Source organism: Cognatishimia activa, from assembly GCF_001458335.1.
GTDB lineage: Bacteria > Pseudomonadota > Alphaproteobacteria > Rhodobacterales > Rhodobacteraceae > Cognatishimia > Cognatishimia activa.
On sequence record NZ_CYTO01000024.1, the window covers coordinates 677259 to 693908 of the forward strand.

Consider the following 16650-nt stretch of genomic DNA (forward strand, 5'->3'; position numbering starts at 1 on the left):
CGCGGCTCACGTCTCAGCAAAAACGCTTGGGAGATCACTGGATTTCTCCACGAGCCACTCCGGCACCGGCAGACCTTTTTCAGTCAGGAATGTCGGGTTGAAGAGTTTGGACTGGTAGCGTGTCCCATAGTCACAAAGCACAGTGACAATCGTGTGACCTGGCCCCATCTCTTTGGCCATCTTGATCGCGCCGCCCACATTGATGCCGGATGAGCCGCCCAAACACAGACCTTCTTCACGCAAAAGATCAAAAACAATCGGCAATGCTTCGTGGTCGGTGACTTGATAGAGCATGTCAGGTGTGAAGCCTTCTAGGTTCGCCGTAATGCGGCCTTGGCCGATACCTTCAGTGATCGATCCACCTTCTGCAGCAGCCGCGCCATCCCGGTAGATAGTGAACATGCCAGAACCCATTGGATCAGCGAGCGCGACCTTCACGCCTTTTGGCTGTAGCGCCGCACCGACACCTGCCAAGGTGCCGCCAGACCCGATGGCACAGACAAAGCCATCCACTTTGCCACCGGTCTGTTCCCAGATCTCAGGGCCCGTCGTATCGATGTGAGCTTGGCGGTTGGCCACATTGTCAAATTGGTTGGCCCAAATCACGCCTTTGTCCGATGTTTGCGCCATTTTTTCCGCCAAACGCCCGGAGTAGCGTACATAATTGTTCGGATTTTTATAGGGCGCCGCAGGCACTTCGACGAGCTCAGCGCCAGCCAAGCGGATCATATCTTTCTTTTCTTGGCTTTGGGTTTCCGGGATCACAATCACGGTTTTGAACCCCATGGACGCCCCAACCAGCGCAAGACCGATGCCGGTATTCCCAGCGGTGCCTTCCACAATGGTGCCGCCAGGTTGCAGGTCCCCCCGCGCGATGGCGTCTTTGATGATAGACAAAGCGGCGCGATCCTTGACGGACTGGCCCGGGTTCATGAACTCGGCCTTACCCCAGATCTCACAACCGGTTTCCTCGCTGGCCTTGTTTAGACGAATAAGGGGCGTATTGCCGACGGCTTCGGCGAGGTTATGAGGGGTGGCCATGAATGCACCTTTCGAGTCGCAACGTCATAAATCTAAAGGCATATCTAAGTTGGTCGGGATGCGAACTCAAGCGGCAGCACGTAACGCGTCGCGACGTCTTGCAAGCCAAAGTGCTGCGAGCACCAACGGGGCATTGGCCGCTTGGTAGGATTCCACCATGTCCATGAGCTGATCAAAGCTGAACAGATGGGACTGAATATCTTCGGCTTCACTGTCTAAGCCGGCCACGCCAACTACGTCATCGGGCAAGTCTGCGGTGCCAAGAAAGATGTGGAAGAATTCTGTGTTGCAGCCCGGCGATGCGTAGACTTTAGCGATTTCGTGCAGGTCTTTGATTGCGACGTTCGCTTCCTCTTCGGCTTCGCGCAGGGCAGTTTGCGCAGCGGTCTCACCGGGGTCAATGCGGCCCGCGATGGGTTCCAACATCCAAGGTTTTTGATCGTTGCGCGCCCAAGGACCCATGCGGAATTGTTCGACAAGTAAAACACGGTCGCGCACTGGATCATATGGCAGCAAGATCGCCGCATCCCCGCCGACAAAAACTTCGCGTTTGATGCCCGTCGTTTCGCCGCCGCCATAGTTTTTGTGGCGGATCGTGTGTTCTTCCATCGAGAAGTAATGGGTATAGTGGTTTGTAATTAGGTCCGATTTTGCGTCATCGCGTGTGAAACCGCTTGGACTTAAGCCAAGACTTTCCGCCTGTGCCGCAAGCTTTGCTGCGGCGCGTACGCGAATTGTTGGAAACATGAAATCGAGTTCCGCATCGGTTTTGACTCCGAAATAGCTCATCGCTTCAATTGCTGCCAAACAGGTAAGCTCGCTCCAGTCTTTGATCCAGGCGTCAAAGTCCCAATGTCCATCCGGCTGAAGACTATTGGGTATTGGGAAATAAACCTCGGCTTTCACAGAGCCAGACTCTGTTGTGACCTCAATTTCGCGAAGTGCGTAGTCATAGCCGCCTTCATAGAAATTCAGCCGTGCAACCTCTTCATCGGTCAGCCCATCGACGATGATGCCTTCGGCTTGGCCTGCTCCTTCTGTAATGACAGGAAAGTCCCGGTCCATGACGGCGAAGGTTTCGTAGCCTTTTGCGATACCCTTTCGAGTTTTCTCGGGCTCAATACCGCGCCCTAGAACCGTCTCCAACAAAGGCAGATGTCGGAGGGTTCCGTAGAAAAATAATGTCGACAAATCTATCTCCAGCGTCGGGAGGTGGCCTCTGACAGCAAGCCGCAAAATACCGCGCCGCCAATAAGGGTAATGATGATGTTAGTATTCAGAAGCAAAAGCGCATTTTCCAGCATCGTTTCAAAGATCGATTGTACGGCTTCGGCGGTCGTGTCGTAGCGTAGGTTGAGTGAGTTTTCGAACATTTCCCAGAACCCATGAGCAAAAAGGGTAACGAGCAACAAGGCGAGAACGCCAGTGATCCCGTTATTGATGCTTCGGCTCACGCCGCGGCCAGCTCTTGCGCCGATAAGTTTCCACCCCACCACAGCGCCAAAGAAGCTATTCACATAGTTGAAATAACCAAAATCCGTTCCCTCAGGAAGCAGCGGTTTCACCTGTTCTGACACGATGAAAGCCACGAGCGCGAGCGCGATAGCGGACATGAGTTTGGCGGCGGTTGGCATCGATTTACCCGACTGACTTGTTCGAAATAACCTCGACTTCAGACTAGCTTCGCTGCCACCACTTTTGCAAGCTTTCCTGCTTTAGCGCCTCAGGCTCGCTTAAAGTAAACCGTCCAGCGCGTTCAATAGTTTATCTATGTCACTTTGAGCGGTGTAATGCACGAAACTTAGGCGCAGCACACCCGGGTCGGGGGAGACGTCTTGAGACTGCAGGGCGCGATCAGCGTAGAAACTTCCAGACGAAGTCATAATCCCATGGGCGGCGAGCTGCTGCGCGAGCGCAGCGGGATCGGACTGGGTGACCAGAGCAACTGTGGGTGCGCGGTTCACGGCCTGCATGGGGCCAAGGACACGCACAGAGTTCTTGGACCCTAGATAATCAAGCAGTGGCTGCAAGAGCGCGGTTTCGTGGTTGCGCATAAGGTCGTGGACGCCCTGCCCTTTTTCAGAAGCACTCCCAGTGATGCCATGTTGCGCAGCGAGGTCCTCAAAGTAGTCGATCATTCCCGCGCTTGCGGCGATCTGCGCGTGATCTGGGCCCGCGGGCGTGAAGCGCTTGTAAAGTGAGCCGGCATTGAAGAAATGGCCTTGGTTTGGCAGCAGGTTCCCTAGGTTCTTTCGGATCGCCATGATCCCCTGATGTGGGCCATAGGTTTTATAAGCGGAGAACAGGTAAATATCCGCGCCAAGTGCTCCAACATTTGGAATGCCATGTGGGGCGTAACTCACCCCGTCCACGCAGACAAACGCGCCTGCTGCATGGGCGAGCGCGGTGATTTCCACCACTGGGTTGATCTCGCCAATAACGTTTGAGCAATGGGGAAAGCAAACCAGCCGAACATCATCATCCAAGAGGTTGTTCAAGTCGTCCGGGTCCAAATGACCGGTTTCAGGGTTGGTTTTCCATTCGCGTACCTCGATCCCATCTTGTTCAAGCCGTCGCCAAGGCCCAGTGTTTGCCTCATGGTCTTGATTAGTGACGATGATCGCGTTTCCTGGCGACAGCCACTGACGGAATGCTTGTGCAAGGACGTAAGTGTTTTGCGTCGTGGAAGGCCCGAAAGACACTTCGTCGGTATCAAGCCCCATCCACGCGGCCAACCGCGCGCGCGCTTCATCCATCTCTTCACCCGCAAGACGGCTTGCCTCATATGGGCCATAGGGTTGGACTTTACGTTGGGTGTAGTAGCGAAACAGCCGGTCGATCACAGGCTTGGCTGTGTACGATCCGCCCGCGTTCTCAAAGAAGGATTGCCCCTCAAGTTCTGCTTGTTCAAAGGCGGGGAATTGGCTGCGGACGTAATCGATGTCGAGTGTCATGCTACTACCTTGTTAGACGTCAGAGCGCCGCGCGAATTTTGTCCGCTTGAGCTTTCAAATGATCAAAGTCCGCCATGGCGCCGGGGTTTTCCATGCGCTTACCCTCATAGAACGGCAGCACATGGTAATGCAGGTGGAATACTTCCTGACCGCTGACCGCTTCGCTATATTGCTCAACCTTGACGCCGCCTGCCCCAAGGCCACGCATCACCGCATGACCAAGTATATGGACAGTTTTGATACAGGCTGCGAGCTGCTGTGGCGTGGCGTCCAGCATATTTATCGCGGGCCCTTTAGGGATCACCAAACAATGGCCTTCCGCACGGGGCATAATGTCCATGAAGGCGTAAGTGTCCTCATCTTCATAGAGCTTCTCGCTTGGGATCTCCCCGCGTAGGATTTTTGCGAAGATATTTTCGGTATCATAGGTCATCAGAGCGCTCCCAAGTTCTGAACTGTACTGTTCTTTGCGATATAGAAAAGCGCAAACTGGGTGATATGCAAGCCCTCTGATTTAATGGGAGAAAAAACTCTCAAATCTCCCCATCAGCCTTGCAAATCCGCTTATTGCCGCCTAAATCTGGTGTGTCCTTCGGGACTATGGACATAAACGCGCTCGTAATAAGCGGATCGGACCCGGGGGCGGTACCCGGCGTCTCCACCAATACACTCTGGCGGTATCCTTCATTTGGGGATCACTTTCAGAAGCGAGGGGACGAAATAGGATCGACGAACGTCTAAAGGGGTTAGCTTTGTTTCGGCTGTCTGCCACCGTTACCGGCGAAAACTGTACAATTGCAAATGACAATCGTGCTCCAGTAGCAATGGCTGCGTAAGCAGTCGGAGATACTGACCTTTAAGTCCCTGGGCTAGCTGCCCTTGGCGGGGTTCGTAGGTACCTGGCAACAGAAACCTACACTTTCCTCCCACATCTTAACGAATTCGCCAGACATTTATGGCAATTCCTTTGCTTATTCTAAGCATGGGGATGCCGTTATGTCTGAGAAAGTTAAATTGCTGGAACAATGGTTTCAGCGGGTCTGGAACGAGGCGGATTTAGACGCAATTGATGACTATTTTAGCCAAGACACCAAAGCTGGTGGCCTCATGCCTGACATGCGTCTGGGCCCGCAGGATTTCAAAGATTTTGTTCCACTGATTTTGGCTTTGCTCGACGATCTCCATATCGAATTGCTCAACAACACCGAAAACGAGGATTGGCTTCAATCACTCTACAAAGTCACCGCGCTTTCGGCGGCGACGTCTGCCCCGATCCAAGTTCTGGGTCAGGTCACGGTGCGCGTCGAGAATGGCAAAATCATTGAAGCTTACAATTGTTTTGATTTCATGGGCTTCTTTGAGCAGCTTGGTCAATTGCCGGAACAATCTATCGCGATATGTCTGACCGGGGGCAATTTGCGCTGAGCCCCTTTTATGGAGGTTATGTGAAAACTCGCAAGGCGCTCTGGATTTTTTGAGCGGAATGGGGTGTACCTTTGGCCTAGGTGACGAACGGTACGGAGCGCGCAAGTGTCCCCCAGTTTTCAGGATCTATGGCGTGTCTTCGGGCGTATTGGACTTCTGTCCTTTGGCGGCCCTGCGGCCCAGATTGCATTGATGCATCAAGAGCTTGTGGAAAAGCGACCCTGGCTTTCTGAAAAGCAATTTCTGGGCGCTTTGTCGTTTTGCATGTTGCTCCCGGGGCCAGAGGCAATGCAACTGGCGACTTATGCTGGTTGGAAGCTGCGCGGTACTTGGGGTGGCCTCCTTGCGGGATTGCTTTTTGTTATTCCTGGGGCTTTGGTGATCCTTGCCTTGGCAATGCTTTACATAAGTTACGGAACCTTACCCATTGTTCAGGCAGGATTTGTTGGGATCAAAGCTGCGGTGGTTGTCGTGGTTTTGCAGGCCTTGCGCAAGGTTGCGGGTAAAGCGCTGACCTCGATGATGGGCTGGACGCTGGCTGCAATCGCCTTTGTCTGCATCTATGTGTTTCAGATCCCCTTCCCAGTGATCATCGCTGTTGCCGCTGCGATCGGATGGTGGACCTCAAAACAATCCGATGCGCCCACATTAGAAGTCCCAGAAACAGGGAACCCTCTTCGGCCCCTCGCCATTTGGCTTTTGCTTTGGGTTGCGCCGATTGCTCTTGTTCTTGTCATTGATCAGGCATTCCTCACTGACATTGGATTTTTCTTCAGCAAGCTCGCCGTTGTCACATTTGGCGGCGCCTATGCTGTGCTCGCCTATATGACCCAGACTGTAAGCTTCGAATTTGGATGGATCTCGCCAGGTGAAATGATTGACGCATTGGGGCTTGCGGAAACAACACCTGGTCCGCTGATCCTTGTGACCGAGTTTGTGGCATTGCTTGCTGGCTACAAAGAAGGCGGGATTGCACTTATGCTGTGCGCAGGCGCTTTGGCCTTGTGGTGTACTTTTGTGCCTTGTTTTTTATGGATATTTACCGCGGCTCCTTATGTTGAAAGGATCCTCTGCCTTCCGCGCCTTAAAGGCGCGCTTGACGCAATCACAGCGGCGGTGGTCGGCGTCATTTTGAACCTGTCTTTGTGGTTCGCGCTGCACGTGCTGTTTGCGCGGTCATTTGACAGCGGTTATGGCCTCTTCCCGGTTCTGGGTAGCTTTGACCCCAAAGCCTTTGCATTGCTTTACCTTGCCGCAGCGCTTTTGCTTTGGCGACGCATGTCTCTGCCGACTGTCCTGCTGATTTGTGCCGCATCGGGCATTCTGTTCTCGTATTTGTGACAAAACCCGCGCTTGTGCGCTTTCGTTTCCCGACGAATCTTTTATGCTGACGGAAAGACGAAGAAATAGGGTTTTCGATGACCGCGACGATTGATTATGGCAACCTGATGCATCGGGCTATGAGAGGGCTGATCCAAGAGGTCCTTGAAGACGTGCGCGACAATGGTTTGCCGGGCGAGCATCACTTCTTCATCACCTTTGACACGCAACACCCTGATGTGCAGATCGCCGATTGGCTGTCTGATCGCTATCCCGGCGAAATGACCGTGGTGATGCAGCACTGGTTTGACAATCTGACTGTCACCGAAGAAGGCTTTGCGGTCACTCTCAACTTCGGAGATGCACCAGAGCCGCTTTACATCCCATATGACGCGATCAAAACATTCGTTGATCCATCGGTAGAGTTTGGTTTGCGGTTTGAGACGCAAGAATCTGATGATGATGAGGATGACGTCGAAGAGCTCGCGCCTGTTGAGCCGATCGTCGAAGACGTATCAGAGAAAATCTCTGAGAGCTTAAAAGACAAGATCGAAGAAAAACTCAGCGACACTGCGCCAGGTGAAAAGAAAGACGCAGATGTTGTGAGCTTGGACAGTTTCCGCAAGACCTAGTGGATCATGTCTTTTGGCGATAAAGCGCTGATCTCTATGACGCTTTCATGAAAAAATAGCCAAATACCTTGCGGGATAACCGGTTCTGGGGTTCACTTTGTGTACCCATATTACTGCCGATTATCCCGAAGGAAACTACCTATGGCCAATGATATCGCCCTTTTCCTTGGCGAAATGGTTCGTCGTCCCACCCAAGTTGTAGCGATTGCGCCGTCCAGTGCGGCAACAGCGCGACTGATGACCAAGGGTTTGGAACATACAAAGGGGCCGATTGTTGAAGTTGGACCGGGTACCGGAAGCTTCACTCGGGCGATCTTGGAAGCTGGTGTCGCGCCCGAGCGTTTGACGCTGTTGGAGATGAACGAAAAGTTCTGCGAAAATCTGCGTGAGAAATTCCCGGGCGTGAATGTCCTTAATCGACCGGCACAGGATATTCAGGATATTGGTCTTACGGATATTGGTGCTGTGATTTCCGGGATAGCCATCCTGTCACGCCCCAATTTGCAGCGCGACATCGTTGGTCGTGCGCTTCAGGTCATGGCACCGGATGGGTTCTTCACCCAGTTCACCTACAGCACCAAGTCTCCCATCTCGCCCAATATGCAGGCAGAACTTGGGGTCAGCGTTGAAAAGCTGGGAACCTCTTGGTTCAATCTGCCACCGGCTCGGGTTTACCGATTTAGGCGTGCCTTTCAGTAGAATCTCCTCCTTTCAATCGGGTGTTGGCTGATCTGGGCCAAGTGTTATCGCAAACTTGCGGTATTCAATGGTATACAGCATTGCATATTGTCAGATCGACGTTATGACATTGGCAAAATCAAGTTTCCGGAGGACCCGATGACCGACACCCGTACCGAAACCGACAGCTTTGGCCCGCTGGAAGTCCCAACAGACAAATATTGGGGCGCACAGACACAACGTTCGATCATGAACTTCCCAATCGGTTGGGAAAAGCAGCCGGTTCCAATCGTACGCGCACTTGGTGTGATCAAAAAAGCCTGCGCCATGGCCAACAAAGAAAACGGCAAGCTGGACGCGAAAATCGCAGATGCGGTCATCCAGGCGGCGGGCGAAGTGTTTGAGGGCAAGTTTGACGACAACTTCCCGCTGGTGGTTTGGCAGACCGGTTCCGGTACGCAGTCCAACATGAACTCAAACGAGGTCATCGCGAACCGCGCGATTGAAATCCTTGGTGGCGTGATTGGTTCCAAAGACCCTGTGCACCCAAATGACCACTGCAATATGGGTCAGTCCTCTAACGATACGTTCCCGACGGCGATGCATATTGCGGCGGCGATGACGGTTCGTGACGTGCTGCTGCCGGGTCTGACCAAACTGGCAGAAGGTTTGGAAGCGAAGTCTGAAGAATTCAAAGACATCATCAAAATCGGCCGAACCCACACCCAAGACGCGACACCGCTGACATTGGGCCAAGAATTCGGTGGCTATGCGCATCAGATCCGTCAGGGCATCGCACGCGTTGAAGCGGCCCTGCCCGGCATTTACGAGCTGGCGCAAGGTGGGACTGCCGTTGGCACCGGCCTCAATACACAACCGGGCTGGGGCGAAACCGTTGCGGCGAATATGGCTGAAATCACAGGCCTGCCTTTCGTGACCGCTCCGAACAAATTCGAAGCTCTGGCAGCGCATGACGCCATGGTCTTCATGTCCGGCGCTTTGGCAACCGTTGCCGGCTCCATGTACAAGATTGCCAACGACATCCGCTTCCTGGGCTCTGGCCCGCGTTCTGGTCTGGGCGAATTGATCCTGCCTGAAAACGAGCCGGGCTCTTCCATCATGCCGGGCAAGGTGAACCCAACACAGGCCGAAGCGATGACCCAAGTTGCGGCACATGTGATGGGTAACAACGCGGCGATGACATTCGCAGGCTCTCAGGGTCACTTTGAGCTGAACGTCTATAACCCAATGATGTCCTACAACCTTCTGCAATCCATGCAGCTTCTGGGTGATGTGGCGGACAGCTTCACCGAGCGTATGCTGAACGGCATTCAAGCCAATGAGCCGCGCATCGACAAGCTGATGAAAGAAAGCCTCATGCTGGTGACAGCGCTTGCGCCAACCATTGGCTATGACAACGCGACCAAAGTTGCGAAGACAGCTCATAAAAACGGCACCACTCTGAAAGAAGAAGCCATCGCGCTTGGCTTTGTAGATGAGGCAACCTTTGATGCGGTTGTGCGCCCTGAGCAGATGATCGGTCCAAAAGCCTGATGGCAGAACCGGTCAATCTGAACCGGTTTCGAAAAGAAAAAGCGCGGGCCGAAAAAAAGGCCCGCGCTGATCAGAACGCTGCGAAGTTTGGGCGCACCAAAGCGCAAAAAGACGCAGAAGAAAAGCTCTCAGACATCGAAAAGCGCCGCCTTGATGGTGTGAAGCGAGACGACCGTTGAGCCGCCCGGTCAAACGCTCCCTTACTCTCAAAGGGCACCGCACCAGCGTGTCTTTGGAAGATGATTTCTGGAAAGCCTTTCGCGATATTGCTGCAGAAAAAAACCTTCCAATCAATGTTCTAGCGGCAAAAATTGATGCAGAGCGTGACCTCGATACAGGACTCGCCAGTGCCATACGCCTCTACGTGCTCCACCACTTCAGGAACGCCTCATAAGCGCTTCTTCTTTGCAAAAATACTCGCGCCGCAGGCTTGGCGCAAAGCGCCAATCAACCCTCTGACGCCACCAAACGCACCCGTTCAATCATCGCACGCACGCCATTGGAGCGCTGCGAAGACAGGTGTTCATTGAGCCCCAGACGCTCAAGCTCTGCCCGGGCGTCCACAGCCAATACCTCTGCCAAGCTGAGCCCGTTAAACAACTTACGCAGTACCGCGATCAGCCCACGGACAATCATCGCATCGCTGTCGCCATCAAAGGTCAGAACACCGTTTTCGATGGTTGGGTGCAGCCATACCTGACTTGCGCAACCATCCACTTTGGTGGCCGGCACTTTCAAAGCATCATCTAATGGATCCATCGCTTTGCCTTGGTCAATCACATAGCGATAGCGATCTTCCCAATCGTCTATGAATTCAAAGTCTTCAACGATTTCTTCAAAGGCTTCCGTGGCCATCTGCGCGTCCTCTTCGGTGTCCCTTTGACCTAGTGCGCTCATTCAAAAAGGTCCAGACCTGCCTTGCGGCTTTTCAAAGCCCATTTGATGCGTTAACCCATATGCAAAGCAAATTGGGGCAAATGATGCGCAAGACACTTGGGATACTGTTGGTTTCTTCCATTGCACTGACCAGCTGCGGCCGCGTGGCCGACTCGCGCCTTAATCCGTTTAACTGGTTCGGGCGCGCAGAACGGGTCGATGTCCCTCAAGATGAGAAAGAGATTAACCCTCTGATCCCGCAGCGCCGTGAAAGCATCTTCCAGCGTCGCGTCGGAGACGATGTCTACCCCGGCGTTCCTGTTTTGGTGATCAATGACGTGAAGGTCGAACGGGTCTCTGGAGGAGCCATTATCCGCGTTTTGGGCACCGCTCAGACCCAAGGGGCGTTTGAAGTGCGCCTAACGCCTGAGAATGACCAAGAGTTGCCGGTCGACGGCGTTCTGACATATCGCCTGGAAGCGATCCAGCCAGAAGGTTTCCGCCAAGGCCCTGCACGGTCTCGCGAAATCAATGTGGCACGCTTCCGGACGGAACAGGACCTCACCGGGGTGCGCACAATCCGCATCGTTGGGCAATCCAACGCAATGCAGGTGCGTCGCCGTTAAAGCTTAGCTCAGCTGAATAATCTTGATATTGCTGCCTTTGGCGGACAGAGCGATCTGACCGTCACATAGACGCAGTGCGTCTTCACCAAACACCTCACGGCGCCACCCCTTCAGGGACGGCACATCGCGCTCGCCAGACGCAATCGCGTCGAGCTCTGCAGCGTTGGCGATCAGTTTGCTAGCGACGCCAGAGCGTTCGGTCTTGGACTTCAAAAGCACGCGCAACAGATCGGCAAGCGCCGGGTTCACCTGCTGGCTATCCTTGGCTTTCTTCACTTTGGGCATGTCCGCTGGCGGGCATTCAATACCGGCCTTGATCGCCGCAAGAATACCCTCAGCAATCTCTCCCTTACGCGCCTCGCGCAGCAAAAGGCGCGACCGCCCCAGATCCTGCGGGGTTTGCGGTTTGGTGGATGCCAGCTCGATCAACGCATCATCTTTATAAACGCGATTGCGCGGGATATTCCGGCTTTGCGCCAAGCGCTCCCGGAACTTTGCCAACTCACGCACGATGGCAAGGAATTTCGGCGTTGTTGTTCGGGTCTTAACGCGCTTCCACGCGTCCTCTGGATCCAGAATATAAGTTTCTGGGCTGGTCAAAACCGTCAGCTCTTCTTTCACCCAACGGGCGCGGCCGGTCTCTTCCAGCTTCTCGGCAAGAAACTCATAAATTTTGCGCAAATGTGTTACGTCACCAAGCGCGTATTTCTTCTGCGCATCGGTCAATGGACGGCGGGACCAATCTGTGAAACGGCTCGATTTATCAAGCCCTTGGCGCGCGATCTTACGGACCAAGGTTTCATAGCCAACCTGCTCACCAAAGCCACAAACCATGGCTGCCACTTGCGTATCAAAGAGCGGGTCAGGAAAGACGCCAGCCTCGATGAAAAAGATCTCAAGATCCTGACGGGCGGCGTGGAATACCTTGACCACATTGGTGTCGCGGAAGAGCTCGTAAAGCGGCTCGAGCGACAAGCCATCCACCAACGGATCCACCAACACCGCGTTTTCATCACCCTCACCCGGGTAGGCCAATTGCACCAAGCATAGCTTGGAATAATAGGTCCGTTCGCGCAGGAATTCCGTGTCGATGGTGACATAAGGATGCTGACGCGCCTCTTTGCAGAATTGCGCCAATTCTTCCGTCGTTGTCAGTGTTTTCATAAAGCGGCTGTCTTCGTTCTTAATTTCTTGTGGCCCCATATAAGGCTTACGAGCAAATTCGTTAAAATGCAACGAATGCCCTGCGGTCAGGTATTAGAGCGAGATGAAATCACTGTTTCCAGCCGCAAAATTTCGCAAAACAGCAGGGTATAGCTTGTGTTCTTGCACGAGAACGCGCGCTGCAAGGCTGTCTGGTGTGTCATCCTCAAGCACTGGCACCGTGGCTTGGCCCAGCATGGGGCCATCGTCGAGCTTCGGTGTGACCAAATGCACTGTGCAACCGTGTTCCTTGTCGCCCGCTTCCAAGGCGCGCGCATGGGTGTGCAGGCCTTTGTATTTGGGCAGCAATGATGGGTGGATATTCAGCATGCGCCCCTCCCATGGGGCGACAAAGCTTTCTGTCAGCACACGCATAAAACCTGCAAGGCACAGGATATCAGGCTGTACCGCGTCCAGTTGTTCATTCAGGGCCGTCTGAAAGGCTTCACGATCCCCTTTGAAGGGACGGTGATCCACGGAGGCCGTCGCAATTCCCATGTCTCGGGCCTTTTTCAAGCCTCCGGCGTCGGCGTCATTTGCCAGCACCAGAACCGGTTCCGCCGCATGACCACCTGCCTGCATGTCTTCAACAAGGCGGACCATGTTAGAGCCGCCCCCTGAAATGAAAATCGCAACGCGTTTCTTCACAGCAGGTTGCCTGTGTAACGCATACCTTCGCCCTGGGTCACGGTGCCCAGACGGAACACTGTCTCGCCAGCATCAGACAGCAAAGCTGTCAGCGCATCTGCTTGGTCCGCTTCCACCGCCAAAATCATGCCAATGCCGCAGTTGAATGTTTTTAGCGCTTCCGCTTCATCCATACCGCCGGTTTTGGTCAGCCATTTGAAAACGGCGGGCAATTCCCACGCGTTCAGGTCCACATCAGCACCCAAACCTTCCGGCAAAACGCGTGGCAGGTTTTCGGTCAGACCACCGCCGGTGATATGAGCCAGCGCATGCACGCCCCCTGCCCGCACCGCTGCCAGCGCTTGTTTCACATAAAGGCGTGTTGGCTTCAGCAAGGATGCTCCCAGTGTGCCCTCTTCCCATGGGCAATCGTCTTCCCATTTCAGACCAGACACCTCGACCAGTTTGCGCACCAAGGAATATCCATTGGAATGGATGCCGTTAGAGGCAAGACCAATCAAAACGTCGCCTTCTTTGACGCCTGCAGGCAAATCAGCGCCGCGTTCCATTGCACCGACAGAGAAGCCAGCGAGGTCGAAATCACCGGCTTCATACATGCCAGGCATTTCCGCGGTCTCACCGCCGATCAAGGCGCAGCCAGATTGGTAGCAGCCTTCTGCGATACCTTCGATGATACGGGCCGCGGTTTCTGTTTCGAGCTTGCCGGTCGCGAAATAGTCTAGGAAAAACAGCGGCTCAGCGCCCTGACAAACCAGATCGTTCACGCACATTGCGACCAGATCGATGCCCACGCCGTCGACATTGCCGGTATCAATCGCGATACGCAGTTTGGTGCCCACACCATCGGTGGCTGCGACCAAAATCGGATCTTTGTAACCCGCGTCTTTCAGGTCAAACAGAGCGCCAAATCCGCCCAAACCCGCCATTACGCCAGAACGTGTGGTCCGCTTCGCAGCAGGCTTGATACGCTCGACAAGTTCGTTGCCTGCATCAATATCCACACCTGCATCCGCATAGGTGATACCGTTCTTACCGTTGTTTTGTGGGGCGGTCATGGGGGGCTCCTAATAGATGTTGCGACGCCCCTAACCCATAGGCGCTGAAAGGGCAACGGTTGGGTGAAAAAACCCGGCAATTTGCCTGCCAATTCCGCTTGACGACCCCCACGCATGACCTTAGCACTTGTCGCCACGGTGGGCCTGTAGCTCAATTGGTTAGAGCAGAGCGCTCATAACGCTTTGGTTGCGGGTTCAAGTCCTGCCGGGCCTACCAAATTCCACCCTCTTCATGTAACTGCCCTGTTTTCGCGCCTAAATCGCGATCACGATATCCGCTTGAAGGCCGCCAAGCGTTTCACTTGTTTCCAATCGCAAAACCCCGCCATGAGCGCGTGCTGCGTCCGCTGCGATGGACAGGCCAAGCCCGACCCCACTGCCCTGATCCTGATTACGCGCCGCATCTAAGCGGTTGAAAGGTTTCAGGGCGTCTTCGCGCTGTGCTTCAGGGATGCCCGGACCATCATCCTCGACACGAATAATGACGGATTTCTTCATTTGGATGGCGCTCATCTCGACGGTTGATCCGTAGCGCAGAGCGTTATTGACCAAATTCTCGATCGCGCGCTTCATTACCATTTTCTTCAGCATCAAAGGTTGCGTGATTTCACAAGCGGTCACTTTGACAGCGCGGTTTGGCGTCGTGAAACCTTTGGCGATCTCGTGAAAGAAAGGACAGAAATCCAGCTCTTCCGGCGTGACCTCACTCGCCCCCCGCGCAAAGCTCAGAAATTCATCCAGCATCCTCTGCATATCGTCCACATCGCGCTCAAGAGGTACGCGATCTGCATCGTCAAGGAAGGACAGCCCAAGGCGCATCCGCGTCAGTGGCGTGCGTAGGTCATGGCTTACACCAGAGAGCATCAAGGTGCGTTGTTCAATCTGACGTTCAATCCGTGCACGCATATCGAGGAACGCGTTCCCCGCGGCGCGGACTTCGAGCGCACCGGCTGGGGAGTATGGCACGGTATTGCCTCGGCCAAAGGCCTGTGCGGCCGCGGCCAGCCGCGTGATCGGACGCAGTTGATTGCGCAAGTATACAAAGGCGATCAGGGTCATAAGACCACCAAAGAACACCATATTCACCAATAGCTGGTGGGGGTTGGTGGCTGAAACACGGCGACGATCAAAAGACAGCTCTGCTGGTCCAAAACGCGTTCCCACATAGACCAGTGTGTCATCGTCATTGGGTAGCCGAATGGCGGTGGCTTGCGGCAACTCGGCGAACAACTCTCGCATGACGACTGTGCCTGAGAAGTCATACCAGCGCCGTTCAGACGCGACCTCAACCTGTTCGGTAAAGCGGACTGAGATTTCAAGCTCAGCCAACTTGTCCTTCACCTCTTCCTGAGCGGCATTCTGTGAAGGCGCTGTATCGATCTCTTTCAAAACCAATCGCAATTCATGGGACAGGCTGCGCGTCATCTGCGCGGTCACTCCTTCGAAATGGCGTTGAATAAAGACGACTGAGACGACCAACTGTAAGGTCACAACTGGAAGAATCAGGATCAGTGCTGCGCGGCCATAAAGGCCTCTGGGCACGTATTGTTTGAGCCAATCGAATGTCATGGGCTAAACCTAACCGTGAACAGGCAAATAAGGAAACAGGATGTCTGCAGCAGAACTCGAAAATGCGCCAAAGGTTGGCGTGCCGGTGGAATTGGAACCGGGTGTTCGTATGATCCTTGCCCCGAACCCGTCGCCAATGACCTATTGGGGCACCAATACGTTTCTGTTGGGCCAGCGTGAGATCACCGTGATCGATCCGGGACCCAGCTCAGAACCGCATTTAGAGGCCATTCTGAAGTCGCTGGCACCGGACCAGATCTTGAAGCAGATTGTTGTGACCCATAGCCATCTCGATCATTCCCCGCTTGCTGCTGATCTTTCAGCAAAAACCGGTGCCAAGGTGATTGCATTTGGAGATTCCTCTAGCGGCCGCAGTGCTGCTATGCGCGTTTTGGCGCAATCTGGGGTGATCGGTGGCGGCGAAGGTGTCGATGAAGCCTTTGCGCCGGATGAGATCGTCAAAGACGGTGACATTATTGATATTGACGGCAAAAACCTCCGCGTGATTCACACACCTGGCCATATGGGAAACCATATCTCACTCGCGATGGACGATATTTGTTTCACCGGCGATCACATTATGGGCTGGGCCAGCTCGCTTGTTTCACCCCCTGACGGCGATCTGACGGATTTTATGGCGTCCTGCGAGCGCCTGAACCAAACGAAGTGGCGAGCCTTCTATCCTGCGCATGGCGCACCCATCACCGCACCTCATGACCGGTTGAACTGGCTGATAAGCCACCGAAAATCCCGTGAGGTCGACATTCTGGCAGAACTTAAGAAAGCCAGCGCCGACATCCCCGCCCTCACCCGCGCCATTTATCAGGACGTCAATCCAAAGCTAATACCTGCTGCCGAGCGAAATGTTCTTGCGCATCTGGTGGATTTGCATGGGCGCGGGCTTGTGGTTGCACAGCAAGGCCTTGAAATTTCAGCGACATTCGCGCTGGCCTAAAAAAGTCGCAGGAAAACGAAAAAAATGTAACAGCCCCTCTGGACGCAGAAATATTCGTTAGCTATACGGTGCTTCGTTGTTCCGGCGTAGCTCAGCGGTAGAGCAGTTGACTGT

The 16650-nt window shown here is 54.1% G+C and carries 19 protein-coding genes, 1 tRNA gene and 1 other RNA gene; 11 read left to right on the forward strand and 10 right to left on the reverse strand.

Features of this window, described 5'->3' with window-relative positions; all coding sequences use genetic code 11:
- Window positions 1-6 precede the first annotated feature (6 nt).
- The 5 genes from TA5113_RS14370 to TA5113_RS14390 form a co-directional block, all read right to left on the reverse strand.
- Window positions 7-1041 carry a cysteine synthase A gene (locus TA5113_RS14370; RefSeq protein ID WP_058316781.1) on the reverse strand — a complete coding sequence of 345 codons (1035 nt, stop codon included), beginning with the start codon at window positions 1039-1041 and terminating at the stop codon, window positions 7-9.
- A gap of 66 nt (window positions 1042-1107) precedes the next feature.
- Window positions 1108-2232, reverse strand: coding sequence for an NUDIX domain-containing protein (locus TA5113_RS14375; protein ID WP_058316136.1), 1125 nt, complete (start codon window positions 2230-2232; stop codon window positions 1108-1110).
- 2 nt (window positions 2233-2234) lie between these two features.
- Entirely contained in the window at window positions 2235-2675 is a 441-nt protein-coding gene (locus tag TA5113_RS14380) for a TrgA family protein (RefSeq protein ID WP_058316135.1), read from the reverse strand.
- A 99-nt stretch (window positions 2676-2774) separates the two neighbouring features.
- Window positions 2775-3995 (reverse strand): aminotransferase class V-fold PLP-dependent enzyme, encoded by a 1221-nt coding sequence (locus tag TA5113_RS14385; protein WP_058316134.1) that lies wholly within the window; start codon window positions 3993-3995, stop codon window positions 2775-2777.
- A 19-nt stretch (window positions 3996-4014) separates the two neighbouring features.
- Window positions 4015-4431: an HIT family protein gene (locus TA5113_RS14390; protein WP_106387491.1), complete on the reverse strand. Its 417-nt coding sequence runs from the start codon at window positions 4429-4431 to the stop codon at window positions 4015-4017.
- 112 nt (window positions 4432-4543) lie between these two features.
- Between TA5113_RS14390 and ssrA the strand changes: the two genes are divergently transcribed.
- From ssrA to TA5113_RS14425, 8 genes are all read left to right on the forward strand, one after another.
- Window positions 4544-4915: a transfer-messenger RNA gene (gene ssrA / locus TA5113_RS16695) on the forward strand.
- Between the two features lie 76 nt (window positions 4916-4991).
- A complete protein-coding gene (locus TA5113_RS14395; protein WP_058316132.1) occupies window positions 4992-5420 on the forward strand; it encodes an ester cyclase in 429 nt (142 codons plus the stop codon).
- Window positions 5421-5525: 105 nt separating this feature from the next.
- Complete coding sequence (gene chrA, locus TA5113_RS14400; RefSeq protein ID WP_058316131.1) at window positions 5526-6761, forward strand: chromate efflux transporter; 1236 nt, start codon at window positions 5526-5528, stop codon at window positions 6759-6761.
- A 77-nt stretch (window positions 6762-6838) separates the two neighbouring features.
- Entirely contained in the window at window positions 6839-7372 is a 534-nt protein-coding gene (locus tag TA5113_RS14405) for an SspB family protein (protein WP_058316130.1), read from the forward strand.
- 141 nt (window positions 7373-7513) lie between these two features.
- Window positions 7514-8071 carry a class I SAM-dependent methyltransferase gene (locus TA5113_RS14410; RefSeq protein ID WP_058316129.1) on the forward strand — a complete coding sequence of 186 codons (558 nt, stop codon included), beginning with the start codon at window positions 7514-7516 and terminating at the stop codon, window positions 8069-8071.
- 138 nt (window positions 8072-8209) lie between these two features.
- Window positions 8210-9604 (forward strand): class II fumarate hydratase, encoded by a 1395-nt coding sequence (gene fumC, locus TA5113_RS14415; RefSeq protein ID WP_058316178.1) that lies wholly within the window; start codon window positions 8210-8212, stop codon window positions 9602-9604.
- A complete protein-coding gene (locus TA5113_RS14420) occupies window positions 9604-9783 on the forward strand; it encodes a DUF4169 family protein (RefSeq protein WP_058316128.1) in 180 nt (59 codons plus the stop codon). The genes fumC and TA5113_RS14420 overlap by 1 nt, the downstream gene beginning before the upstream one ends.
- On the forward strand, window positions 9780-9998 hold the full coding sequence (locus TA5113_RS14425; RefSeq protein ID WP_058316127.1) for a ribbon-helix-helix domain-containing protein: 219 nt from the start codon (window positions 9780-9782) through the stop codon (window positions 9996-9998). Before TA5113_RS14420 ends, TA5113_RS14425 begins: the two co-directional genes overlap by 4 nt.
- Window positions 9999-10051: 53 nt before the next feature.
- On the opposite strand, the gene TA5113_RS14430 is transcribed toward TA5113_RS14425, so the two are convergent.
- The gene (locus tag TA5113_RS14430; RefSeq protein ID WP_058316177.1) at window positions 10052-10459 is read right to left on the reverse strand and encodes a SufE family protein; all 408 of its coding nucleotides are present in this window, start codon (window positions 10457-10459) and stop codon (window positions 10052-10054) included.
- Between the two features lie 125 nt (window positions 10460-10584).
- On the opposite strand from TA5113_RS14430, the gene TA5113_RS14435 reads away from it, so the two are divergent.
- Entirely contained in the window at window positions 10585-11106 is a 522-nt protein-coding gene (locus TA5113_RS14435) for a hypothetical protein (RefSeq protein ID WP_058316176.1), read from the forward strand.
- A gap of 3 nt (window positions 11107-11109) precedes the next feature.
- Here TA5113_RS14435 and rnd read toward each other — a convergent pair whose 3' ends face one another.
- From rnd to purM, 3 genes are all read right to left on the reverse strand, one after another.
- Complete coding sequence (gene rnd / locus TA5113_RS14440; protein WP_058316175.1) at window positions 11110-12270, reverse strand: ribonuclease D; 1161 nt, start codon at window positions 12268-12270, stop codon at window positions 11110-11112.
- A 93-nt stretch (window positions 12271-12363) separates the two neighbouring features.
- Window positions 12364-12957 carry a phosphoribosylglycinamide formyltransferase gene (purN, locus tag TA5113_RS14445; protein ID WP_082625945.1) on the reverse strand — a complete coding sequence of 198 codons (594 nt, stop codon included), beginning with the start codon at window positions 12955-12957 and terminating at the stop codon, window positions 12364-12366.
- Entirely contained in the window at window positions 12954-14012 is a 1059-nt protein-coding gene (gene purM, locus TA5113_RS14450) for a phosphoribosylformylglycinamidine cyclo-ligase (RefSeq protein WP_058316126.1), read from the reverse strand. Before purM ends, purN begins: the two co-directional genes overlap by 4 nt.
- A 140-nt stretch (window positions 14013-14152) precedes the next feature.
- Between purM and TA5113_RS14455 the strand changes: the two genes are divergently transcribed.
- Window positions 14153-14229: transfer RNA gene (locus tag TA5113_RS14455), tRNA-Ile, on the forward strand.
- 38 nt (window positions 14230-14267) lie between these two features.
- Here TA5113_RS14455 and TA5113_RS14460 read toward each other — a convergent pair.
- Entirely contained in the window at window positions 14268-15581 is a 1314-nt protein-coding gene (locus TA5113_RS14460; protein WP_058316125.1) for an ATP-binding protein, read from the reverse strand.
- Between the two features lie 40 nt (window positions 15582-15621).
- Here TA5113_RS14460 and TA5113_RS14465 point away from each other — a divergent pair, with 40 nt between their 5' ends.
- The gene (locus TA5113_RS14465; RefSeq protein ID WP_058316124.1) at window positions 15622-16536 is read left to right on the forward strand and encodes an MBL fold metallo-hydrolase; all 915 of its coding nucleotides are present in this window, start codon (window positions 15622-15624) and stop codon (window positions 16534-16536) included.
- Window positions 16537-16650 lie beyond the last annotated feature (114 nt).

Bases quoted from the DNA above. Each gene is read 5' to 3' on its own strand.
- TA5113_RS14370 (WP_058316781.1), bottom strand. From the start codon at position 1,041: ATGGCCACCCCTCATAACCTCGCCGAAGCCGTCGGCAATACGCCCCTT.
- TA5113_RS14380 (WP_058316135.1), bottom strand. From the start codon at position 2,675: ATGCCAACCGCCGCCAAACTCATGTCCGCTATCGCGCTCGCGCTCGTG.
- TA5113_RS14385 (WP_058316134.1), bottom strand. From the start codon at position 3,995: ATGACACTCGACATCGATTACGTCCGCAGCCAATTCCCCGCCTTTGAA.
- TA5113_RS14395 (WP_058316132.1), top strand. From the start codon at position 4,992: ATGTCTGAGAAAGTTAAATTGCTGGAACAATGGTTTCAGCGGGTCTGG.
- TA5113_RS14405 (WP_058316130.1), top strand. From the start codon at position 6,839: ATGACCGCGACGATTGATTATGGCAACCTGATGCATCGGGCTATGAGA.
- TA5113_RS14410 (WP_058316129.1), top strand. From the start codon at position 7,514: ATGGCCAATGATATCGCCCTTTTCCTTGGCGAAATGGTTCGTCGTCCC.
- fumC (WP_058316178.1), top strand. From the start codon at position 8,210: ATGACCGACACCCGTACCGAAACCGACAGCTTTGGCCCGCTGGAAGTC.
- TA5113_RS14420 (WP_058316128.1), top strand. From the start codon at position 9,604: ATGGCAGAACCGGTCAATCTGAACCGGTTTCGAAAAGAAAAAGCGCGG.
- TA5113_RS14430 (WP_058316177.1), bottom strand. From the start codon at position 10,459: ATGGCCACGGAAGCCTTTGAAGAAATCGTTGAAGACTTTGAATTCATA.
- TA5113_RS14435 (WP_058316176.1), top strand. From the start codon at position 10,585: ATGCGCAAGACACTTGGGATACTGTTGGTTTCTTCCATTGCACTGACC.
- rnd (WP_058316175.1), bottom strand. From the start codon at position 12,270: ATGAAAACACTGACAACGACGGAAGAATTGGCGCAATTCTGCAAAGAG.
- purM (WP_058316126.1), bottom strand. From the start codon at position 14,012: ATGACCGCCCCACAAAACAACGGTAAGAACGGTATCACCTATGCGGAT.
- TA5113_RS14460 (WP_058316125.1), bottom strand. From the start codon at position 15,581: ATGACATTCGATTGGCTCAAACAATACGTGCCCAGAGGCCTTTATGGC.
- TA5113_RS14465 (WP_058316124.1), top strand. From the start codon at position 15,622: ATGTCTGCAGCAGAACTCGAAAATGCGCCAAAGGTTGGCGTGCCGGTG.